The following is a 21,490-nucleotide window of genomic DNA, read 5'->3' on the forward strand; positions in this document are numbered from 1 at the left end:
CTTACTCCTCAGGATCGTTAAATCCTATTAACCAGGCAAAAATAAAGCCCGCAACGGCCGCAGTGGCCCAGCCCAATAAATAGAATGCTACTTTTCCGCTGACGATGGTCAGCGCCAGCGGCAAACCGGAAATACCAAACGTTATCAGAGTGGCGACTTTGCTACTACTGATTACCGCTCCACCGATCGCCCCGCCCAGACAGGCAGCAATAAAAGGTCGGCCAAGCGGCAACGTAACACCAAAAATTAGCGGCTCACCGACCCCCAGTAAACCAACCGGCAAGGCACTTTTCACAATTTTCTTCAGTCGGCTGTTACGGGTTTTCAGTAACACCGCCACGGCGGCACCCACCTGGCCAACACCGGCCATTGACAGAATAGGCAGTAACGCATTGCTGCCATGAGCCTGAATAAGCTCCATATGGATGGGCACCATTCCCTGATGCAGACCGGTAAGCACCAGCGGCAAAAAACTTCCCGCCAGTAGCGCCCCAATCAACGCGCCACCGCGATCAATCGCCAGGGATGCCCCCTGAGCAATTGCATCGGATAATACGCCGCCCAGTGGCTGCAATGCCACAATAGCAACGGTGGCCGTAATCAGCGTTGTCAGCAAAGGATTGAGGATCAGCTCCAGCGATTCCGGCAGCCAGCGCCGCAAAAGCTGTTCAAGCCAGCTCATCAGCATCACCACCAGCAGCACAGCAATCACCCCACCCCGTCCCGGCTGCAGCGTTTCACCAAACAGGCTAATCTGCGCCAGCTGCGGACTGGAAAGAATCCCGGCCATTACGCCTCCCAGCGCCATCGAGCCACCAAACACCTTCGCAGTATTTACGCCAACCAGAATATTCATGATGCTAAAGATTGCGCTGCCAAACAGGGTAACCAGCGCCAGCATCTGCGGATAATGCTGAGCCAAATCACCACTGATATCCGGGCGTTTTAATAAATTGACACAGGCGGTAATTAAACCTGAAGCAATAAAAGCCGGAATCAACGGAATAAACACATTCGCCAGTTGTCGTAAAAAATCGCTGAAAGGGGCGCGATAGCGTGCTTTTGCAGCGCGTTTATTTTGTTCAGCGTCGCCATGAACCGCTGACAGAGAAGTACGCATTATTTCAACAACCTGCGAACTGGTCCCTGGCCCGACAATAAACTGGTGCTGACTGCCCTGACGGACATAGCCTTTCACGCCATCAGTAGCCTTGAGCGTCGCCACATCCAGTTTACTGTCATCGTGCAATTCCAGCCGCACCCGGGTCATACAGTTCTCCAGCCGGGCGATATTGGCCCCGCCACCGACGCCGGATAACAGCGCCCCGGCCAGCTTGTGATTTTTATTCATTATTTCCCCCTGCCGGTCTGACTGGCTGCCAGCGCCGCGCGCAGATAGCCGTGATGCGCCGCCAGCTGCTTACGCGCGAGTTCACCGTCAATATCCGCCAGTATCATCAGAATGGCGGTTTTTACCTGATTGTCGCAGTGGCTAAGCGCCACTTTAGCTTCATCAGCGCTACACCCGGTTGCCTCAACCACCATGCGGCTGGCACGATCAAGTAATTTAATATTGGTGGCCTGCATATCCACCATCAGGTTTTGGTACACCTTGCCGTTTTTAACCATTGCGCCGGTGGAGATCATATTCAGAATCAGTTTTTGTGCTGTACCGGCTTTCAGCCGGGTTGAACCGGTGAGCGCTTCCGGCCCCACCAGTGGCGAAATAGCAATATCCGCTTCGCGGGCAATCAGGGAGTCGGGATTACAGGACACTGCCGCCGTTGCACAGCCCAGCTGACGAGCATAACGCAGCGCGCCGATGACATACGGCGTCCGGCCGGACGCCGCCAGACCAATTACCATATCATGCGCCTGCAGTCCGATGGCTTTCAAATCATCAGCCCCTGCTACCGCGTTATCTTCTGCCCCTTCCACCGCTTTAAAGATGGCGCCCGTTCCCCCGGCAATCAGGCCAATCACCCGATCCGCTGCAACCCCAAACGTGGGAGGGCATTCTGCCGCATCCAGTATCCCCAGACGACCGCTGGTGCCGGCTCCGCTATAGATAATACGTCCGCCGGCCGCCAGTGCCTGCGCGGCGGCATCTACCGCCTGGGCAACCGCGGGCAACGTCACGCCAACGGCAGCGGCAACTTTGCCATCTTCACGATTAAAACACTGCACCAGCTCAAGAGTGCTGAGGTTGTCCAGATCCATCGTGTCAGCATTACGTGTTTCAGAAATCAGTGTTGCAAGATTCATTTCCCCTCCAGGAATTTTTAATTCTATAATTTGCACAATATACGAATATTTTATTCATTATGCAGTACCATTTTTCTCTGATTAAATCCTGTATCACACTCTGACAGACACTAAAGACTCACGCGAACCATCAGACACACAGAAAGCAACCTGACGAGGAGATGATATGAGTGCCCTGTTACGCATCCGCCAGCTCTATCCTGGACTGGCCGCGAACGAGCGCCGTCTGGCTGATTTTCTTCTCACTCAGCCGGATGAGGCTCGTCATCAAAGTTCACAAAAACTGGCGGAATCCGCCGGCGTCAGCCAGTCCAGCGTGGTTAAATTTGCGCAAAAACTTGGCTATCGTGGTTTTCCGGCACTTAAGCTGGCACTGAGCGATGCGCTGGCCGATAAAAGTGCCGTCATGGTTCACAACCATATACTCAGTGATGACCCGTTAAAGCGGGTTGGTGAAAAACTTCTGACAGAAAAAACCTCAGCCATCCGTGCCACGCTCGACATTAACAGTGAAGAAAAGCTGCTGGAAGTACTGCATCTGCTGAAAGAAGCTCGTCGTATCGTACTGGTAGGGATTGGCGCATCCGGTCTGGTGGCGAAAGATTTTTCATGGAAACTGATGAAAATTGGCATCAGCGCGGTGGCCGAGCAGGATATGCATGCTTTGCTGGCCAGCGTCCAGGCACTGAGTAATGAGGATGTCCTGCTGGCTATCTCGTATAGCGGTGAACGGCGGGAAATCAACCTTGCCGCCCAGGAAGCCAGGCACTGTGGTGCCACCGTGCTGGCATTCACCGGTTTCACCCCCAACAGCCTGCAACAATGTGCACACCACTGCCTGTATACGGTTGCGGAAGAACAAACCACGCGCAGCGCCGCGGTTTCTTCCACCGCGGCACAGCTAGCGCTGACCGATCTGCTGTTTATGGCTCTGATTCAGCGTGATCCTGAGCGGGCCGGACACCATATCCGTCACAGTGAAGCGCTGGTGAAAAAACTGCTTTAATGTCGCTGACGGGCGCCAGAAGCACGCCGCCCGCAGGATGTCGCAACCAGCGGAAAGGCACGTTTGAATGAGTCGTGGAAAATAGCGAAGCGGTGTCGGAATCAACCCGCGCGGAAAACAGGCAGGCCAGTTTCAATTATGCAGGCAAAGTGGGGATGTTGAGTGAGAGGGAATGCTGATTGAGGGGGATGTTGATTGAAGGGGATATTGGCCGGTTAATGGCAAAAACAGAAAAAACTCAGGCCACGCTGCCTTGCTTACCAATCCGCCGTAGCGAACCGTTGGTCGCGGCCGATGCTGAATATATTAACCGTTACCATGTCCTCTCTCATGGCAGCTGATAAAGTATCAGGACAAAAAAGAAAGCCTCGCAAGAGGCTTTCTTAATAAACAAGTTGATACTTCCGGCTTATAACCAAAAAACCTGAATAACTTAAAATAATATCCATATTAGCGATATTATTCTTTATTATATTTCATTATAGTCTTCCCTGGGCAAGCAGACTTTTTCAGTCTCCGCTCAATCTATGAGAGAGGCCGACATAAGCCACCTTCAGCAGCGCAATAACTTCAGCAAACCAGGTATAGTCTGACGCATTTCCGTGAATCCAGAGCCAATCGTCAGGCCGAAAGCCGGTATTTTTTAAGCATAAATCACCTTTACCACCTCTTCAGTGCGACTGTATTTAAAAATCGCCCCCGGCCACAGAGCGGCTATATCATTCAGAAGTGCATAGCGGGACGAAAAAACTTCAAGATGGAAAGGCGGCCTGATTATTATTCATTACTTGGATACAACTTAACAGAATATAATGCCTTGAACGTACTACCATCCCCTTCCAGTTCCAAATCCACTTTTGATCCTGTTAACTGAGCCGTTTTAAGAAGACCTAAAACGTTTGAATCACAACCGAAACTAAATCCCTGCATCTTGCTATTATCATTGGGTGAATATTCGAGCTCTCCCACACACTTATTATAGACACTGGCTTGTATCTAGTTGATATAGCCTGACTGAACATAGGTTCCAGCGGTGGCATACAGTGATGTTAACGACAAACCAATTACCATGGCAGAAATAGTTTTTTTCATCATCCTAACTCCTTATTGATTTTTTTGTTGAAAATTACATTAAAATAGTCAAGCGATAATAACGTTCAACATAATCACATTGATTATATCTTTGAGATGAACCTACTGTTCATTGAAATAAATCGCTTGTAAAACAGGAACCAGCTTCAGGCCACGTAGCCTTAGCGGTAAATTGATAAAAAATTTTTGATTAAAGCCGGCATTGCATCGCCAGTATATTCCTCCCTGTTACGATATTGGTATACTTACCTGCGTTACCGATTCTGACTAAGACCGGCGACTCTTCACCCCGGCGTTATATATTACAGGCTGCAATAAGCTTCGCATATTATATATCTGCCAGTAAAATTATTATATATATTGGATTCTGAGTTAATGCATATAAGCTACTTACATAATTCCCCGCATAAAAACATCTGACTAACTGAAATGAAAGCACGATGATAAGATATGTTGCAATCGTCAACCCCGCGCAATGTTCCCGGATATCGTCATTATTACTGACAGCAGAAAGTCCATTTCTGAAAATCCCATCAGGCTCACGAAGTTATGTTTTCAATAAGCCAAAAACAGCAAAGCCCCGCATCCGAAGAAACGAGGCTTTGCAATGTATATCGTAAGATTAACTTATAAATCTCTATTTTTTAACTCTAGCACAGAATTTTGTGCGTACGCAACAGGTTTCTATCCTGTTACTGCGGACTTCGTAAATTAAATTATAATTTTGCTGCCATAACACAGACTGGTATAGGTAAGTTTGTCTAAGATTGCGGCGCCTTTCAGCGTTGAAACACGCCGAAATTCGTCATTATTGGGCTTTTCGTGGCTCTGTGTTACAGTGCGCGGCAGTGAAATTCCATCTGCTGCCTCCCACGAGACAGGCCCGCCTCGCATATGAGGGTTTCAGAGGGATAATTTTCGCGCTGAGCTATGGTTTTGGTTATGCAAATGCGTATATCCGTTTTTTTTACACGGGTCAAATCCACAGATAATTAATCATGGCAAGGGACTCAAATCCAATATAATTATTTGATATAAAAGACAAATAAGGCAAGTGATTGAAATGGCTTTACTGATTACCGAAGACTGCATTAATTGCGATATGTGCGAACCTGAATGCCCGAATCAGGCCATCAGCATGGGCGATTTGATTTACCAGATTGATAGCGCGCGCTGTACTGAATGCATCGGATTTTATGACAGCCCGACCTGTCAGAAAGTGTGTCCGATTGACAGAACTATCGTTGCTGACCCGCAGCACCCGGAAAGCCAGGACGCGCTATGGGAAAAGTTTGTCATGCTACAGGGCGCGGTTTCCGTCTGATTAATCTTCAATAATAACCGTCGCACAGGCATAGTGCCTCTCGTCCGCCAGCGTGACGTGAACCCGGCGCACCCCCATTTTATCGGCAATCACTGCGGCCTGATCAAAAAAGCGCAATCCTGGCTTACCTAGCGGATCGTTATAAACTTCAAACTGGTTAAAAGCCAGTCCGCCGCGAATGCCGGTACCAAAAGCCTTTGCCGCCGCCTCTTTAACGGCAAAACGCTTAGCGAGAAAACGCACCGGCTGCTGGTGCACCTGGTACTGTTGCCATTCTCCGACACTCAGCACCCGCTGCGCCAGACGGTCACCGCTGCGGGAAACCACGCCTTCTATCCGCGCAATTTCAACGATATCTGTTCCCAGCCCCAGAATAGCCATCAGCGACGGGCGGCCCGCATCAGGGTTTTCATTTCGGCCACCGCCACAGCCAGCCCACTGAATAACGCGCGTCCGATAATAGCGTGGCCAATATTCAGTTCATGCATTTCTGGCAGTGCCGCAACAGGCATAACATTATGGTAGGTCAGACCATGGCCGGCATTGACCTTCAGCCCTTTAGCCGCAGCATAGCGTGCAGCGTCGGCAATACGGGCCAGTTCGGTCTGACGCACCTCGTCGTTCTGCGCGTCGGCATAGGCACCGGTATGGATTTCGATATAGGGGGCGCCGGTGGCGGCGGCGGCATCTATCTGCTGGCGATCGGCATCAATAAACAGGGAAACCAGAATCCCGGCCTGTTGCAGCTGACTAACGGCCTGAGTCACATTTTCAGCCTGTCCGGCGACGTCCAGCCCGCTTTCAGTCGTCACCTCCTGGCGCTTTTCCGGCACCAGGCAACAAAAATGCGGTTTCAGCTCACAGGCAATCGCAACCATTTCACCGGTCACGGCCATTTCAAGATTCATGCGGGTCTGAATGGTCTGGCGCAGAATGCGCACGTCGCGGTCACTGATATGACGGCGATCTTCTCGCAGATGTACGGTAATACCGTCGGCACCTGCCTGTTCGGCGGCAAACGCTGCCTGAACAGGATCCGGATAAGCCGTGCCACGGGCGTTACGCACGGTGGCAATGTGGTCAATGTTTACGCCCAGTAATAACTCAGCCATAGTTTTCTCAGCGAATAGCAGACGGAATAACCAGTTTACAACGATGTACGTTCTTCTGATATGGCAACACGCTATTCTTCTGCCGCCGGGGGAACGTCTGATTTCTTTTTCGGCACAAACTGGCGGAATAACGCCTGACTTTTAAGCGGTTTGCCGCCCAGATAAGGTTTCAGCGCCATACGGGTAAAGCGCTTAGCCGCCTGCAGCGTGTCGGTATCGGGAAACTCACGCCGGGCCAGTGCCTGCAGATGATGCCCGCTGAAGCTGCGATGATTGACCACCAGACTGGCAATAAAGCCCTTTTCTTCACGATAACTGTAAGTCATTGTGGCACTAACCGGTTCACCGCTGCCGGCACAGTGCAGAAAATCAACGCCATAACCAAGCTGAGCCAGCAACGCCAGCTCAAAACGACGCAGCACCGGTTCCGGGGTACCTTCAGCGGCAGCCAGCGCCTGAATACAGTGAAGATAATCAAAAAATAATTCACTGAACGGCGTCTCATGCTCCAGCACACGCGATAGCAGTTCGTTAACGTAAAGCCCGCAATAAAGCATTCTGCCGGACAGAGGCAGCGCGAGGGAAACCGCCTCTGCGTTGCGCAGAATTTTCATCTCTCCGCGTCCCCCCCAGCGCACCAGTAAGGGAGTGAAGGGCTGTAAGGTTCCCTTTAACTGTGAACGCTTTGCCCGGGCACCTTTTGCCAGTATGCGGACGCGACCATTATGTTCAGTAAAAAGGTCGAGCAGCAGGCTGGTTTCGCTCCAGGGCCGCCCATGCAGGACGAATGCGCGTTGCCAGCCGTCCATATTGCGGTCAGAGATCGTCTATATAGCCCAGACTGCGCAGCGCACGTTCATCATCCGCCCAGCCGGACTTCACCTTGACCCATAGTTCAAGGTGCACTTTACACCCGAACATCTCTTCCATGTCTTTACGGGCTTCAATGCCAATGGTTTTAATTTTCGCGCCTTTATTACCAATCACCATTTTCTTCTGGCCTTCACGCTCCACCAGAATCAACCCGTTAATATCAAAACCCGCGCGTGCATTGGTTACAAACCGCTCAATTTCAACGGTAACGGAATAAGGCAGTTCTGCCCCAAGAAAACGCATCAGCTTTTCGCGAATAATTTCCGAGGCCATAAAACGCTGAGAGCGGTCGGTAATGTAATCTTCCGGAAAATGGTGATCGGCTTGTGGCAGACGCTGACGCACAATCGCAGCAATCGTGTCGACGTTTTTCCCCTGCTCTGCCGAAACAGGCACCACGTCAAGAAAGTTCATTTTCTGACTAATTTGCTGAATATAAGGCAGCAGCAGCGACTTATCGCTGATATTGTCGACTTTATTGATAGCCAGCAGCACCGGGACTTTGCCGGATTTCAGTTTTTGCAGCACCATCTCATCATCATCGTTCCAGCGCGTTCCTTCAACGACGAAAATAATCAGCTCCACATCGCCAATGGAACTACTGGCCGCACGGTTCATCAGGCGGTTTATCGCCCTTTTCTCTTCAATGTGTAACCCCGGGGTATCGACATAAATCGCCTGCCAGGGACCTTCCGTATGAATGCCCATAATGCGATGACGGGTTGTCTGGGGTTTACGTGAGGTAATAGAGATTTTCTGCCCCAGTAACTGGTTCAGTAACGTCGACTTACCGACGTTCGGGCGGCCGACAATGGCAATAAAGCCGCAGTGGGGAGTTTGTTCGCTCATTCAATTCCTAACTTTATCAGCGCTTGTTCAGCCGCAGCCTGTTCAGCTTTTCGACGGCTGGAACCGACGCCCACTACCGGATCGGTCATACCGCTTACCAGGCAGTGAATGGTAAATTCCTGATCGTGCGCTTCGCCACGCACCTGTACCACCAGATAAGATGGTAACGGCAGATGGCGCCCCTGCAGAAATTCCTGCAAACGCGTTTTCGGATCTTTTTGCTTATCACCCGGGCTAATCTGCTCCAGTCGCGAGGCATACCAGCTCAGAATTAAATTTTCAACGTTCTGGATATCGCTATCAAGGAAAATGGCCCCAATCAGCGCTTCCACCGTATCTGCCAGAATCGATTCCCGACGAAAACCGCCGCTCTTTAGTTCACCAGGCCCAAGACGCAGACACTCTCCCAGCTCAAATTCGCGAGCAATTTCCGCCAGCGTGTTACCCCGAACTAAGGTTGCGCGCATGCGGCTCATGTCGCCTTCGTCAACACGAGGAAAGCGGTGATAGAGTGCATTGGCAACCACATAACTCAGAATCGAGTCGCCAAGGAATTCCAGTCGCTCATTGTGTTTACTGCTGGCACTACGGTGAGTCAGCGCCTGCTGCAACAGCTCATAATGAATAAAAGTGTAGCCCAGCTTACGCTGAAGTCGGTTAATTACGATGGGGTTCATGTGTTACCAATCGGTCAATGCGTCAGATACTCTGCATACGGAACGGGGCTGGATGACAACACTATCAGTTTCGTGTGCAGCGGCTCCCCGCAGGGAGCCATCCCTTTAAAACTTAATGAATACCGCCAATACGGCTAAAACGAATGCCGGTAGGCCACTCACCTGGCTGTTTTTCAAAACTCATCCAGATTGCAAAAGCTCTGCCCACCAGATTTTTTTCCGGAACAAATCCCCAGTAACGGCTATCGTAGCTGTTATCACGGTTATCGCCCATCATAAAATACATTCCTTGCGGTACAATCCAGCTGGCCTGCGGCTGGCCAGACTGGTGATAATAGCTGTTGGTCTGCCCCAGCGCTTCCGGAATCAGTAAAATACGGTGGGTCACTTCACCCAGCGTCTCTTCACGCTCAGCCAGACGCAATCCGCCAGGGATGGTTTGTCCCGGGGGACGCTGATAAAAATTGCTGCTGGTTTCACTCCCGCCGTTACCGCCAAACGTTTCGATAAAATCAGCATCACGCACGTCAGAATAGGTGATGGGCAGCGCCGACTTACAGTGATTGTCATCACGACAGGCCGGGAAAACGGTCAGCGTTTTTGCCAGTGGATCGTAAGTAATACGATCGCCAGGCAGGCCGATGGCGCGCTTAATGTAATCTTCTTTCGGATTTTTCGGAAACTTAAATACCACCACATCACCACGCTGTGGATGACCGGTTTCAATCAGCGTCGTTTGCGTAATGGGATCTTTAATACCGTAGGCGAATTTTTCCACCAGGATAAAGTCACCGACCAGCAGCGTCGGCATCATCGAACCAGATGGAATCTGAAAAGGTTCCACAATAAATGACCGCACGACAAATACAACCAACAACACCGGGAATACCGACACTGCGGTTTCTATCCAGCCCTGCGGCTTAGCCACTTTACTCAGAGCAGTTTCATCCAGCTGGCCACCAGCCTGAATCTGTGCCTGTTCCCTTCTGGCCCGGCGGGCAGGTGCTAATTTAACCTTATCCACGCACCAGATTATTCCCGTTACCAGGGTTGCAATCGCCAGAATCAGGGCGAACATATTAGCCATCTATCTTCCCTCTGTGCCACACGCCGGCGGCATTATTTACTGTCTTTACCCACGTGCAGAATAGCAAGGAAGGCTTCCTGAGGCAGTTCAACGTTACCAACCTGCTTCATGCGTTTTTTACCTTCTTTCTGCTTCTGCAACAATTTTTTCTTACGGCTGACGTCGCCGCCATAGCACTTCGCCAGAACGTTCTTACGCAGCTGTTTTACGGTAGAACGGGCGATGATGTGATTACCGATCGCTGCCTGAATCGCAATATCAAACTGCTGGCGCGGAATAAGATCTTTCATCTTTTCCACCAGCTCACGGCCACGATACTGCGAATTGTCACGGTGGGTGATTAACGCCAGCGCATCCACCCGCTCGTTATTAATCAATACGTCCACACGCACCATGTCAGAGGCCTGGAAGCGTTTAAAATTGTAATCCAGCGAGGCATAGCCACGGGAAGTTGATTTCAGACGGTCAAAAAAGTCCAGCACCACTTCCGCCATCGGAATTTCATAAGTCAGCGCGACCTGATTACCGTGGTAAACCATATTGGTCTGCACGCCGCGCTTCTCAATACACAGGGTTATCACGTTGCCAAGGAATTCCTGCGGTAGCAACATGTGACATTCGGCAATCGGCTCTCGCAACTCTTCAATATTATTCAGCGGCGGGAGTTTAGACGGGCTGTCTACATACAAAGTCTCGCCGGCGGTAGTCTGCACTTCATACACCACGGTCGGCGCAGTGGTGATAAGGTCAAGATCATATTCGCGCTCAAGGCGTTCCTGAATGATCTCCATATGCAGCAGTCCGAGAAAGCCGCAGCGAAAACCAAAGCCCAATGCCGTTGAGCTTTCCGGCTCATAAAACAGCGAGGCATCATTCAGACTCAGTTTACCCAGCGCATCACGGAAACTTTCGTAGTCATCAGAGCTGACCGGAAACAGGCCGGCATAGACCTGCGGTTTGACTTTTTTAAAGCCCGGCAGCGCTTTTTCTGCTGGCTGACGCGCCAGCGTCAGGGTGTCACCGACCGGCGCGCCAAGAATATCTTTAATGGCGCAAACCAGCCAACCCACCTCGCCGCAGTTCAGTTCGCTACGGTCGACCTGCTTGGGCGTAAAAATACCGAGACGGTCGGCGTTATACACCTGGCCGGTGCTCATCACTTTGACCTTATCGCCTTTGCGTAAGGTGCCGTTTTTAATACGGATAAGTGATACAACGCCAAGGTAATTATCAAACCAGGAATCGATAATCAGCGCCTGCAGTGGCGCCTGGGGATCGCCTTCCGGTGGGGGTATATCACGCACCAGCCGCTGCAGAACCTCAGGAACACCGACGCCGGTTTTTGCCGAACAGCGCACCGCATCAGTGGCATCAATACCGACAATATCTTCGATCTCTTCAGCAACCCGGTCTGGATCGGCAGCGGGCAGATCGATTTTATTCAGAATCGGTACCACTTCCAGGTCCATTTCCATGGCGGTGTAACAGTTCGCCAGGGTCTGCGCTTCAACGCCCTGCCCGGCATCAACTACCAGCAGCGCACCTTCACAGGCGGCCAGCGAACGGGAGACCTCATAAGAAAAGTCAACATGTCCGGGAGTGTCGATAAAATTGAGCTGGTAAGTTTGACCGTCGGGTGCGGTGTAATCGAGGGTAACGCTTTGTGCTTTAATGGTAATGCCGCGTTCGCGTTCCAGATCCATCGAATCAAGAACCTGTGCCGCCATTTCGCGATCGCTCAGACCACCACAAATTTGAATCAGCCGATCTGACAACGTGGATTTACCGTGGTCGATGTGCGCGATGATAGAAAAATTACGTATATGCTTCATTTATATGAATTTGTTCGTATAAGATAACGTTGAAGTCTTGTTGATGGTAACGGATACCGGCATCTTATTGATATCTCCCACCAATATTGAGCACGCATCTTACACTGTTACCCTGCTTCACGAAAGAATTGACGCAGAGAAGCGCCATCAATCTGGCAGCCGGGTCGCGCAATACACGACGCTGAAGGGAAGTAAAAAACCATAATAGCCGCAAGTCACCAGGGGCGCGGCCGCAGTTTCAGCGTTCAGAGGTTTCAACGCGCAGGGCATCCGGCGGTAAGGCAACGCTCAGAATCACCGGTTGATAATCTGCCCGATGGCCAACTAATGAAGCAATACCTTTAGCGATGATAAACCCGCCGGTGCCACCCAGCAATGCCCCGCAGGCGGCCGCCAGATCGCTGGCAAACAGCATCTGGAAAAGACCGGCAAGCAGAAACAAGCCTGCCAGCGGCGTCATATACACCAGCACCGCAGAACCTAACAGACTTTTTTCGGCTATTCCCAGCTCAATGCGCTGCCCGGGCTGCAGCGGTTGCGGACTGGTGATTTGCATCACATGGGCATTTTTTGGCCCCAGTTTATTCAGCAGGTGACTGCCGCAGCCTTTGCGGGCTGAGCAGCTGTTGCAGGACGTTTTAATTTCAGCGTGCAGCGTTGCCACACCATTGTGCCAGGCCACCACCGTGGCCCATTCTCTCATCATGGCTGCGTTCCCAAAGATACGCTGTCAGCAATGCGCTTGGTTGTTGAAGTCGGTAATTCGCCGACAACGGTGATTTCAGTATTCCCCCGGACTTCAGTTTGCACCGTACGCCAGCCATTGCGCAACAACTGTGGCACGCTATTCTTATCGGCCAGGCTGACGTTAACTGAAAAACTGAATAGACCGTCGGAGTATAGCCGTGATTCAACCGGCTTGCTCAATGAAGGGATATCGCGACGGCTTTGCGAGACTTCCTGCACCCCCTGAGGCAGCCAGTCCACCCGCCAGCTAAATTGCTGTTTTTTCGGAACTGGCAGCGACAGCGAAGGCGGCATCTCTGCTTTAGGCAGCCCCTGCATCACTTTACGAATACCATCATCAACGGCAAAACTGATTACCCGATACTGTTCAAGGGTTTCACCATCGCGATCGAGCATATCCACCCGCAGCGGCAGTTTGGTTTCGCTATCAATCCAGACAATAAAGCTATAACGCGTACCGTCACGCGCCACGATACGAATGACATCGCACACCTGGTCTGCCACGCGGGTGCGCCCGACCGGCACAAAATCGTAACTGCGGCTAAGACGATTAAAGTCACCGTAGACCACCGAAGGCAGCGAATCAATAATGTGGCCGCCGTTGAGGGTAAAGGGTTCCAGTCCCGCTTCGAAATAGCTGATTTCATTGCCGCGCTGAATAATCTCGCGGCGCGGACCATCCATTTGCAGCAGCTGGGCATAGGGTTTGTTATCAATTACCGCATGACGAAAGCGCAATGATTCGATTCCCATACGGGAAACGCTAATAAAGGCGAGTTCATAATTGAGCGACTGGCTGGCCTGCTCCATCTGTTGCAATAACGCCCCGGAGGTAGTTTGGGCCGGGGCGACAGAGGAATACAACAGGCTGCCGGTCAGAAAAGAGACGGCATACCAAAATTGCTTCATTACTGCTGCTGTATTCCTAAAGATTGGTTTCCTGGCACCTGAACTGCAGCAGCCTGTTGAGCGGGATCCTGCTCAATCTGCAGTTGTTCAGCATGTAAACGGCGCTGCAGCTCGTAATCCTGTAGCAGAGCATTAACCCGACGACGCTGCTCCTGAACCTGCTGCTGACCACTGGCATTCGGACTTTGCGGCACACCGTAGCTCAGCGGGGAAGCCTGTCCCATCATCGGCAGGGTATTAAATACCGGTGACTCAGACGCACCGTTTTTCCCCTGAACCGGTTGATTATAATGCTGAACGCCAACAATAACCGCCAGAGAAACACAAGCCGCCACGCCGACCTGGGTTAACTGCGCCGCCCAGGGACGGACTTTATGCCAGAAAGGCAACGCGGCCCAGCTGGAAGGCACCGGCTGAGATTCAGCCATTAACGGGGTTATGTTTCTGACTGGCTCCTGCTCAATGGCAGCAGCGACACGGGCAGCGATATCGAAATGGATGACTTCGCCTACATCACCCCGCAGGGTGTCACGGATAAGATGGTAGCTCTCCCAGCTTTTCTGTAGCGTAACATCACCAGACAGGGCAGCAATGGCCTCATTGTCCAGAGCTTCACCATCCATTAAAGCGGAAAGTTTCTCTTTCTGCATGCTTCAGTACCCTTCCTGTGCCCGCCAATTAATGACGTTGAATAAGCGGTTGGACTTTATTATCAATTGCTTCGCGCGCCCGGAAAATACGCGAACGTACGGTACCCACCGGACAATCCATCACGGCGGCTATCTCTTCATAGCTCAGGCCGTCAAGTTCCCGCAGAGTAATTGCCATTTTTAAATCCTCAGGCAATGACTCAATGGTGCGAAAAACAATCTGTTTCAATTCTTCAGACAACATTAAGTTCTCTGGGTTCGAAATTTCTTTCAGCGCGCCCGCACTCTCGAAGTTTTCCGCATCAATAGCGTCAACATCGCTGGAGGGGGGACGACGCCCTTGAGCAACCAGATAGTTCTTCGCCGTATTCACAGCAATTCTGTAAAGCCAGGTATAAAAAGCGCTGTCACCACGAAACGATTCCAGCGCCCGGTATGCCTTAATAAAAGATTCCTGAACCACATCGGGAACGTCCCCGGAAGGGACGTAACGGGCAACCAGGCTCGCTACCTTATGCTGATAGCGTACCACAAGAAGATTAAACGCCTTTTGATCTCCTTTCTGCACCCGTTCAACAAGAACCTGATCCGTTAACTGCTCGCTCATCCGAGGTAATGTCTCCCCAAATCTCTGTTAACGCGTAGTAGTACCGCCAGTAATGACACATTCATATTGAGCAAGCATTGGCTTTGATTGGTCATTTTACGGAAAGTTCCTGCACGCACGTTTTTATCCTGTCACCAGCACCTTTTGCACCAGACACTGTAATTGCTTTAATGGCAGCCTGGCTGTGCCGTCCCGGCTTTCACCTCACCGACGCACATCAATTATCTGATGACGCTGGCAGGGTACATTATCAAACAGGCTTTTTCACCTGATAATCTCTGATTAGTGACAATGTTCGCCATAATAAACATTAGCGGAAAACAGCAACTGCGGTGACCGATTTCTCTTTTATCACCAGACACCGCTTGCATAATTAGAAAAAAGTCTCCGTTTCAGGGCTGTATCCGCGGCGAAACCGGTGCTATTCTCGACCGACCTGTTGTTTAGTAAATTAAACAAAATGAACCCTTCTGATTACAGTTGTGACATTCTGATTATTGGCAGCGGCGCGGCGGGCCTGTCACTGGCATTACGGCTGGCGTCGGCTTATCGGGTGATAGTGCTGAGTAAAGGTCCGGTAAACGAAGGTGCCACGCTTTATGCTCAGGGTGGTATCGCCGCAGTTTTTGATCAGACTGACAGCATTGAGTCCCATATTGAGGATACCCTGACCGCCGGCGCAGGCCTGTGCGATCGCGACACGGTGGCTTTTATTGCCAGTAATGCCCGGCACTGCGTACAGTGGATGATCGATAACGGCGTCAGTTTTGATAAAACCGCTGAGGACACCAGCAGACAACCGTACCATCTGACCCGTGAAGGCGGTCACAGCCATCGCCGTATTCTTCACAACGCCGATGCAACTGGCCGCGCCGTGGAAACCACGCTGGTCAGCCAGGCCATGTCACATCCTAATATACGGCTACTTGAGCGGTGTAACGCCGTGGATATTATCACCAGTGATAAAGCGGCGCTGCCCGGCCCGCGCCGCGCCGTTGGCGCATGGTTGTGGAACCGTCAGCATGAGCGCGTAGAAACCTGCAGCGCCCGCGCCGTAGTACTGGCAACCGGCGGCGCGGCAAAAGTCTACCAGTACACAACCAATCCGGATGTTGCCTCCGGCGATGGCGTGGCGATGGCATGGCGCGCTGGCTGCCGGGTAGCGAATATGGAATTTAACCAGTTTCATCCTACCTGCCTGTTTCATCCGACAGCGCGCAACTTTTTGTTAAGCGAAGCGCTGCGGGGTGAAGGTGCCCTGCTGAAACGGCCAGATGGTTCGCGCTTTATGCCGGAGATTGATCCCCGCGCAGAACTGGCCCCGCGTGACGTAGTAGCCCGGGCAATTGACTATGAAATGAAGCGGCTGGGCGCTGACTGTATGTATCTTGACATCAGCCATAAGCCTGCGGCGTTTATCCGTCACCATTTCCCGACCCTTTATGAAAAATTACTCGGCTCTGGTTTTGACCTTACCCGCCAGCCAGTACCGGTGGTACCGGCAGCACATTACACCTGTGGCGGCGTGATGGTTGACAAACAGGGCCTGACGGATGTCGCCGGCCTTTATGCCATTGGGGAAGTCAGCTATACCGGCTTACATGGCGCTAACCGGCTGGCCTCTAATTCCCTGCTTGAATGTCTGGTTTACGGCTGGTCAGCCGCCCGCTCAATTCGCTCGACCCTGGCCGATTTCCCCTTGCCGCCAGCACTTCCGGCCTGGGATGAAAGCCGGGTTGATGATTCAGATGAGAGGGTCATTATTCAGCATAACTGGCACGAGCTGCGGCTGTTCATGTGGGATTACGTTGGTATTGTGCGCACCAGCAAACGACTGGCACGGGCGCAGCGACGTATTCAGTTATTACAGGCAGAAATCGCTGAATATTATGCTAACTTCCGCATTTCAAACAATTTGCTGGAGCTACGCAATCTGGTAACGGTGGCGGAATTAATTGTCCGCAGCGCCATGCTACGTAAAGAGAGCCGCGGGTTACACTATACGCTGGATTACCCGCAAACGCTGAAAGAGGCGCAACCAACCATTCTGACGCCGGAATAACAATGTTAACGGAACAGATAAAAATCCTGGGTCAGGCCGCGCCAGGCCTGGGAATACTGGTTATCGCTATCGCGAATTATCAGCCGATCGCAAAAAGTTTCCCCAGCGCCAGGTGAAAATGCCAGCATTACCCGTACCGGCAAGGTGTTGTCCCGGTCGGCAACGTCGGTGCGCAAACGCAAATACCAGCCCCGGGATAGCGCGAGGGCAATCAGCTGCTCACCCTGCTGCTGCGGTAAAATAACCGCAAGGTATCCTTCTTCACTGAGCATGCGCTCGCCGCAATCCAGTAACGCCTGAAGGTTGAGATGGCTGGTAGAGCGCGCCTTACCGCGGGCGCTGCTGCCACATTTCACCCCCGGTGGGAAATAGGGAGGATTGCTGACAATCAGCTGGTAACGCTGCTCGCAGCCTGCTGCCCAGTCGATAATGTCATGCTGATAAACATGGATGCGCTCCGGCCAGGGGGAGGCTTCGACATTTTCGGCCGCCTGCCGGGCAGCCGCAGCATCAAGCTCCACGGCATCAACCTGCACCGTCTCTTCGGTTCGCTGCGCCAGCATCAGGGCAATCAGTCCGCTGCCGGTACCGATATCCAGGATGCGCTTCACACCGGCGACCGGTGCCCAGCTTCCCAGCAGAATACCATCGGTACCGACCTTCATCGCACAGCGATCGTGAGCGACAAAGAATTGTTTGAAAGTAAAACCGTTACGACGCAGAACGCGTTTATTTGCTGACATTTGCCTGACCTGAATAATAATCGGCGCTAGCATAAGACAATCTTTCACACAGGAAAAGCAGCCACGTTGTCACAAACAGATGAACATCCCGTGTAATCTGTCTATAATCAGCGCCCCAAACTGAGGTAGATCATGACGGCAACCACTTTTTCCGAACTCGAACTTGATGAGAGCCTGCTGGAAGCATTGCAGGATAAAGGCTTTACCCGCCCGACGGCCATTCAGGCAGCGGCCATTCCGCCAGCGCTTGAAGGACGCGACGTTCTTGGCTCGGCGCCGACGGGTACCGGTAAGACCGCAGCATATCTGCTGCCGGCATTACAGCATCTGCTCGATTTTCCGCGTAAAAAGTCCGGGCCGCCGCGCATTCTGATTCTCACTCCAACCCGTGAACTGGCCATGCAGGTTGCCGACCAGGCGCGCGAACTGGCGGCACATACCCACCTGGATATTGCCACCATCACCGGTGGCGTTGCCTTTATGAATCATGCCGAAGTGTTCAGCGAAAACCAGGACATTGTGGTCGCAACCACCGGTCGTCTGCTGCAGTACATTAAAGAAGAAAATTTTGACTGCCATGCAGTGGAAACCCTGATTCTGGATGAAGCCGACCGCATGCTCGATATGGGGTTTGCCCAGGATATTGAGCATATTGCAGGCGAAACCCGCTGGCGCAAACAAACGTTGCTTTTTTCTGCCACCCTGGAAGGTGACGCCATTCAGGATTTTTCCCGGCGTCTGCTAAACGATCCGATTGAAATCGATGCCGACCCGGCGCGCAGTGAACGTAAAAAAATAAATCAGTGGTACTACCGTGCCGACGATCTTAAACACAAAACGGCTTTGCTGGTCCATCTGCTAAAACAGCCTGAAGTTACGCGCGCCATTGTGTTTGTACGTAAACGCGAACGGGTTCATGAACTCTGTCAATGGCTGCATGAAGCCGGTATCAAATCCAGCTACCTTGAAGGCGAAATGGTACAGGCGAAACGCAATGAGGCGCTGCGACGACTGATTGACGGCCGGGTAAAAGTGCTGGTTGCCACTGATGTGGCCTCACGTGGCATCGACATCCAGGATGTCAGCCACGTGTTTAACTTCGACATGCCACGCACCGCTGATACCTATCTGCATCGCATTGGCCGCACCGCACGCGCAGGGCGCAAAGGCACCGCGCTGTCACTGGTTGAAGCACACGACCATCTGCTGCTGGGTAAAATAAGCCGTTACATTGAAGATCCGCTGAAAGCACGCACCATCGACGCACTGCGCCCCGCCACCCGCCCCCCCAGCGACAAGCTGAAAGGTAAACCTTCGAAAAAAGTGATAGCAAAGCGTAAAGATAAAAAAGAGGGCGAAGAGACCAAAAAGCGCGTAAAACTGCGCCATCGGGTAACCAAAAACATTGGGAAACGGCGTAAACCGAGCGCTGACGCCACGAAAAATGACGCTGAATAACAGGCTGTAACAACAAAAAACACCCATTTACGGGTGTTTTTTTATGCCAGTCACCGGCTTTCAGCCTGCCGCATGAGGTTTCTTCCCCTGACTGCATTATTAACAATAAAATAACAAAACCCGCAAAATTCATCGCTCAATTCTGCGGGTTTTCAGTCAGTTAAATGCGCCTGGTGATTGCTGCGCTTTTAACCCGCATCACAGTTTACAGATTTTCTGTGAAAGTACGGGTGATCACATCACGCTGCTGCTCCGGCGTCAGGGAATTAAAACGCACGGCATAACCTGATACGCGAATAGTCAGCTGTGGGTATTTCTCCGGATGCTCAACCGCATCCAGCAGCGTTTCACGACGCATGACATTAACGTTCAGATGCTGCCCGCCTTCCACTCTCACCTGAGGCTTAACCTCCAGGGGAATTTCACGATATTCAAACTGACCTAATTCACTGACGGCAACAACCTGGTCTTCGCTGTAGTCACTGCGGGCACACACACAGCGTGCTTGCTGCGTTTCGTTATCCAGTAACCAGAATGAATTCATCAGTGCGGGTTTTACTGCCTTTGTAATCTGAATACCTGTAATCATCATCGTCTCTCGCTCTGGCCTGCCTCAGCCATTCAGGCCGGCAGTAAGTAAAATACTGACTCTGTTATATACCCCGCTCGCCCCTGCTCTCTTGACTCAGATCAATTCCTTTATTCACACTGGCGGATGACTGAGCACAACTTGTTGACAGATAACAAAAATATCAACATTACAAAACAAATAAAATTTCAATTTTTTTTGGGGTTTTCGCCTGAAAAATTTGCCGTTAAGCTAACGGTCCGTCATACAACGAGGAAACGGTAATGGTAAATACCCTTAGCTGGCATGATGTACTGGCCAGCGAAAAAGAAAAAAGCTATTTCATTCAGACCATGAATGCCGTTGCACAGGAACGTGCCAGAGGTGTGACGGTATACCCACCGGCGCAGGACGTGTTCAACGCCTTTCGTTACACTGAACTGGGTGCTGTGAAAGTGGTTATTCTCGGCCAGGATCCCTATCACGGCCCTAATCAGGCACATGGACTCTCTTTTTCCGTCCGGCCTGGTATTGCGCCGCCGCCTTCACTGGTCAACATGTACAAAGAGCTGGAAACCGATATCGCCGGCTTTCAGCATCCTGAGCACGGTTATCTGGAAAGCTGGGCGCGTCAGGGCGTGCTGCTATTAAACACCGTGCTTACGGTAGAAGCAGGCAAAGCGCACTCTCACGCGCGTTTTGGCTGGGAAACCTTCACCGATAAAGTCATTGCGTCCATCAATGAACATCGCACAGGGGTAGTATTTTTACTGTGGGGCTCACATGCGCAGAAAAAAGGCAGCATGATTGACCGGCAGCGCCACCACGTTTTGCAGGCGCCTCATCCATCACCACTGTCAGCACATCGCGGTTTTTTTGGCTGTAAGCACTTTTCCCAGGCCAACGCCTGGCTGGAACAACAAGGTGAGACAGCAATTGACTGGACACCCCGGCTAACCGGGGCCTGATAGATCCCCCGTCATCATGACGGGGGAAATAATCATTTTTTTGCTTTCGATACCGCAACCATTGCCGGACGCAACAGTCGTCCGTTGAGGGTATAGCCACGCTGCATAACCATCAATACGTGGTTAGGCTCAACCTCTTCGGACTCCATCATTGACATCGCCTGATGCACGTCCGGATTAAAAGGAACATGGGTATCGCCGACCACCTCAACACCGAATTTACGCACTGCTGACAGCAGCGATTTCAGCGTCAGCTCAACGCCTTCAATCATTGCCGCCAGTTCTGGGTTTTCTTTGTCAGCCAGTTCCAGCGCGCGCTCAAGACTATCGATGACCGGCAGCAGCTCATTGGAAAACTTCTCCAGGGCAAATTTATGCGCTTTTTCAACGTCCTGCTCAGTACGGCGGCGAATATTTTCAATTTCAGCCTGAGCACGTAGCTGGGCTTCACGCACGCCGCCCTGAGCCTGGGCAAGCTGGGCTTCCAGTTCAGCGATACGCTGGTCGCGCGGGTCCACTTCACTTACAGTCTCGACGCGTTCTGCGCTAGCGGTTTCCTGCCCGGCCTGTTCCATCTCAATATCATCTGAGACTTGCTCGTTTGGTGTTTTCTGTTCTTTACTACTCATGAATTTCTCCGCGTTTGTGCTCAATTCTCGCT

The 21,490-nt window shown here is 51.7% G+C and carries 22 protein-coding genes; 6 read left to right on the forward strand and 16 right to left on the reverse strand.

Translation table 11 applies throughout. From position 1 onward, the window contains the following. Position 1: 1 nt before the first annotated feature. Both BL249_RS03260 and murQ read right to left on the reverse strand, forming a co-directional pair. On the reverse strand, positions 2 to 1,351 hold the full coding sequence (locus BL249_RS03260) for a PTS transporter subunit EIIC (protein WP_099704389.1): 1,350 nt from the start codon (positions 1,349 to 1,351) through the stop codon (positions 2 to 4). Then, positions 1,351 to 2,265, reverse strand: a complete 915-nt coding sequence (gene murQ / locus BL249_RS03265; protein ID WP_099704390.1) for an N-acetylmuramic acid 6-phosphate etherase — start codon at positions 2,263 to 2,265, stop codon at positions 1,351 to 1,353. Before murQ ends, BL249_RS03260 begins: the two co-directional genes overlap by 1 nt. A gap of 166 nt (positions 2,266 to 2,431) precedes the next feature. On the opposite strand from murQ, the gene BL249_RS03270 reads away from it, so the two are divergent. From BL249_RS03270 to BL249_RS03280, 3 genes are all read left to right on the forward strand, one after another. After that, positions 2,432 to 3,271: a MurR/RpiR family transcriptional regulator gene (locus BL249_RS03270; RefSeq protein WP_099704391.1), complete on the forward strand. Its 840-nt coding sequence runs from the start codon at positions 2,432 to 2,434 to the stop codon at positions 3,269 to 3,271. Between the two features lie 179 nt (positions 3,272 to 3,450). Further along, positions 3,451 to 3,612 (forward strand): hypothetical protein, encoded by a 162-nt coding sequence (locus BL249_RS18915; protein WP_158233066.1) that lies wholly within the window; start codon positions 3,451 to 3,453, stop codon positions 3,610 to 3,612. A 1,814-nt stretch (positions 3,613 to 5,426) separates the two neighbouring features. Continuing rightward, the gene (locus BL249_RS03280; protein ID WP_099704393.1) at positions 5,427 to 5,687 is read left to right on the forward strand and encodes a YfhL family 4Fe-4S dicluster ferredoxin; all 261 of its coding nucleotides are present in this window, start codon (positions 5,427 to 5,429) and stop codon (positions 5,685 to 5,687) included. Here the strand turns inward: BL249_RS03280 and acpS are convergent, their stop codons facing one another. From acpS to rpoE, 11 genes are all read right to left on the reverse strand, one after another. Further along, on the reverse strand, positions 5,688 to 6,068 hold the full coding sequence (gene acpS / locus BL249_RS03285; protein ID WP_099704394.1) for a holo-ACP synthase: 381 nt from the start codon (positions 6,066 to 6,068) through the stop codon (positions 5,688 to 5,690). After that, positions 6,068 to 6,799 carry a pyridoxine 5'-phosphate synthase gene (pdxJ, locus tag BL249_RS03290; protein WP_099704395.1) on the reverse strand — a complete coding sequence of 244 codons (732 nt, stop codon included), beginning with the start codon at positions 6,797 to 6,799 and terminating at the stop codon, positions 6,068 to 6,070. Before pdxJ ends, acpS begins: the two co-directional genes overlap by 1 nt. Positions 6,800 to 6,870: 71 nt before the next feature. Further along, a complete protein-coding gene (recO, locus tag BL249_RS03295) occupies positions 6,871 to 7,608 on the reverse strand; it encodes a DNA repair protein RecO (protein ID WP_099704396.1) in 738 nt (245 codons plus the stop codon). 7 nt (positions 7,609 to 7,615) lie between these two features. Then, positions 7,616 to 8,521 (reverse strand): GTPase Era, encoded by a 906-nt coding sequence (era, locus tag BL249_RS03300; protein ID WP_099704397.1) that lies wholly within the window; start codon positions 8,519 to 8,521, stop codon positions 7,616 to 7,618. Further along, the gene (gene rnc, locus BL249_RS03305) at positions 8,518 to 9,198 is read right to left on the reverse strand and encodes a ribonuclease III (protein ID WP_099704398.1); all 681 of its coding nucleotides are present in this window, start codon (positions 9,196 to 9,198) and stop codon (positions 8,518 to 8,520) included. Before rnc ends, era begins: the two co-directional genes overlap by 4 nt. Positions 9,199 to 9,310: 112 nt before the next feature. Then, complete coding sequence (lepB, locus tag BL249_RS03310; protein WP_099704399.1) at positions 9,311 to 10,285, reverse strand: signal peptidase I; 975 nt, start codon at positions 10,283 to 10,285, stop codon at positions 9,311 to 9,313. 32 nt (positions 10,286 to 10,317) lie between these two features. Further along, positions 10,318 to 12,117: a translation elongation factor 4 gene (lepA, locus tag BL249_RS03315; RefSeq protein ID WP_099704400.1), complete on the reverse strand. Its 1,800-nt coding sequence runs from the start codon at positions 12,115 to 12,117 to the stop codon at positions 10,318 to 10,320. 238 nt (positions 12,118 to 12,355) lie between these two features. Then, entirely contained in the window at positions 12,356 to 12,823 is a 468-nt protein-coding gene (gene rseC / locus BL249_RS03320) for a SoxR-reducing system protein RseC (protein WP_099704401.1), read from the reverse strand. After that, positions 12,820 to 13,773 (reverse strand): sigma-E factor regulatory protein RseB, encoded by a 954-nt coding sequence (rseB, locus tag BL249_RS03325; RefSeq protein WP_099704402.1) that lies wholly within the window; start codon positions 13,771 to 13,773, stop codon positions 12,820 to 12,822. Before rseB ends, rseC begins: the two co-directional genes overlap by 4 nt. Then, positions 13,773 to 14,423, reverse strand: coding sequence for an anti-sigma-E factor RseA (gene rseA, locus BL249_RS03330; protein WP_099704403.1), 651 nt, complete (start codon positions 14,421 to 14,423; stop codon positions 13,773 to 13,775). Before rseA ends, rseB begins: the two co-directional genes overlap by 1 nt. A gap of 28 nt (positions 14,424 to 14,451) precedes the next feature. After that, the gene (gene rpoE, locus BL249_RS03335) at positions 14,452 to 15,030 is read right to left on the reverse strand and encodes an RNA polymerase sigma factor RpoE (RefSeq protein WP_099704404.1); all 579 of its coding nucleotides are present in this window, start codon (positions 15,028 to 15,030) and stop codon (positions 14,452 to 14,454) included. A gap of 460 nt (positions 15,031 to 15,490) precedes the next feature. On the opposite strand from rpoE, the gene nadB reads away from it, so the two are divergent. Then, a complete protein-coding gene (nadB, locus tag BL249_RS03340) occupies positions 15,491 to 17,092 on the forward strand; it encodes an L-aspartate oxidase (protein ID WP_099704426.1) in 1,602 nt (533 codons plus the stop codon). A gap of 5 nt (positions 17,093 to 17,097) precedes the next feature. Here nadB and trmN read toward each other — a convergent pair whose 3' ends face one another. After that, a complete protein-coding gene (gene trmN, locus BL249_RS03345; protein WP_099704405.1) occupies positions 17,098 to 17,835 on the reverse strand; it encodes a tRNA(1)(Val) (adenine(37)-N(6))-methyltransferase TrmN in 738 nt (245 codons plus the stop codon). Between the two features lie 132 nt (positions 17,836 to 17,967). Between trmN and srmB the strand changes: the two genes are divergently transcribed. Continuing rightward, positions 17,968 to 19,293, forward strand: a complete 1,326-nt coding sequence (gene srmB / locus BL249_RS03350; RefSeq protein WP_099704406.1) for an ATP-dependent RNA helicase SrmB — start codon at positions 17,968 to 17,970, stop codon at positions 19,291 to 19,293. 205 nt (positions 19,294 to 19,498) lie between these two features. On the opposite strand, the gene grcA is transcribed toward srmB, so the two are convergent. Further along, entirely contained in the window at positions 19,499 to 19,882 is a 384-nt protein-coding gene (grcA, locus tag BL249_RS03355; RefSeq protein WP_099704427.1) for an autonomous glycyl radical cofactor GrcA, read from the reverse strand. A gap of 263 nt (positions 19,883 to 20,145) precedes the next feature. Between grcA and ung the strand changes: the two genes are divergently transcribed. Next, a complete protein-coding gene (ung, locus tag BL249_RS03360; RefSeq protein WP_099704407.1) occupies positions 20,146 to 20,829 on the forward strand; it encodes a uracil-DNA glycosylase in 684 nt (227 codons plus the stop codon). Between the two features lie 32 nt (positions 20,830 to 20,861). Here ung and grpE read toward each other — a convergent pair whose 3' ends face one another. After that, positions 20,862 to 21,458, reverse strand: coding sequence for a nucleotide exchange factor GrpE (gene grpE, locus BL249_RS03365; protein ID WP_099704408.1), 597 nt, complete (start codon positions 21,456 to 21,458; stop codon positions 20,862 to 20,864). Between the last annotated feature and the right edge of the window lie 32 nt (positions 21,459 to 21,490).

It is taken from the genome of Erwinia sp. OLFS4 (assembly GCF_002752165.1).
In the GTDB taxonomy this organism is placed as follows: domain Bacteria; phylum Pseudomonadota; class Gammaproteobacteria; order Enterobacterales; family Enterobacteriaceae; genus Izhakiella.

Coding starts and splice junctions, on each gene's coding strand:
- BL249_RS03260 (WP_099704389.1), bottom strand. CDS start 1,351: ATGAATAAAAATCACAAGCTGGCCGGGGCGCTGTTATCCGGCGTCGGT.
- murQ (WP_099704390.1), bottom strand. CDS start 2,265: ATGAATCTTGCAACACTGATTTCTGAAACACGTAATGCTGACACGATG.
- BL249_RS03270 (WP_099704391.1), top strand. CDS start 2,432: ATGAGTGCCCTGTTACGCATCCGCCAGCTCTATCCTGGACTGGCCGCG.
- BL249_RS03280 (WP_099704393.1), top strand. CDS start 5,427: ATGGCTTTACTGATTACCGAAGACTGCATTAATTGCGATATGTGCGAA.
- acpS (WP_099704394.1), bottom strand. CDS start 6,068: ATGGCTATTCTGGGGCTGGGAACAGATATCGTTGAAATTGCGCGGATA.
- pdxJ (WP_099704395.1), bottom strand. CDS start 6,799: ATGGCTGAGTTATTACTGGGCGTAAACATTGACCACATTGCCACCGTG.
- recO (WP_099704396.1), bottom strand. CDS start 7,608: ATGGACGGCTGGCAACGCGCATTCGTCCTGCATGGGCGGCCCTGGAGC.
- era (WP_099704397.1), bottom strand. CDS start 8,521: ATGAGCGAACAAACTCCCCACTGCGGCTTTATTGCCATTGTCGGCCGC.
- rnc (WP_099704398.1), bottom strand. CDS start 9,198: ATGAACCCCATCGTAATTAACCGACTTCAGCGTAAGCTGGGCTACACT.
- lepB (WP_099704399.1), bottom strand. CDS start 10,285: ATGGCTAATATGTTCGCCCTGATTCTGGCGATTGCAACCCTGGTAACG.
- lepA (WP_099704400.1), bottom strand. CDS start 12,117: ATGAAGCATATACGTAATTTTTCTATCATCGCGCACATCGACCACGGT.
- rseC (WP_099704401.1), bottom strand. CDS start 12,823: ATGATGAGAGAATGGGCCACGGTGGTGGCCTGGCACAATGGTGTGGCA.
- rseB (WP_099704402.1), bottom strand. CDS start 13,773: ATGAAGCAATTTTGGTATGCCGTCTCTTTTCTGACCGGCAGCCTGTTG.
- rseA (WP_099704403.1), bottom strand. CDS start 14,423: ATGCAGAAAGAGAAACTTTCCGCTTTAATGGATGGTGAAGCTCTGGAC.
- rpoE (WP_099704404.1), bottom strand. CDS start 15,030: ATGAGCGAGCAGTTAACGGATCAGGTTCTTGTTGAACGGGTGCAGAAA.
- nadB (WP_099704426.1), top strand. CDS start 15,491: ATGAACCCTTCTGATTACAGTTGTGACATTCTGATTATTGGCAGCGGC.
- trmN (WP_099704405.1), bottom strand. CDS start 17,835: ATGTCAGCAAATAAACGCGTTCTGCGTCGTAACGGTTTTACTTTCAAA.
- srmB (WP_099704406.1), top strand. CDS start 17,968: ATGACGGCAACCACTTTTTCCGAACTCGAACTTGATGAGAGCCTGCTG.
- grcA (WP_099704427.1), bottom strand. CDS start 19,882: ATGATTACAGGTATTCAGATTACAAAGGCAGTAAAACCCGCACTGATG.
- ung (WP_099704407.1), top strand. CDS start 20,146: ATGGTAAATACCCTTAGCTGGCATGATGTACTGGCCAGCGAAAAAGAA.
- grpE (WP_099704408.1), bottom strand. CDS start 21,458: ATGAGTAGTAAAGAACAGAAAACACCAAACGAGCAAGTCTCAGATGAT.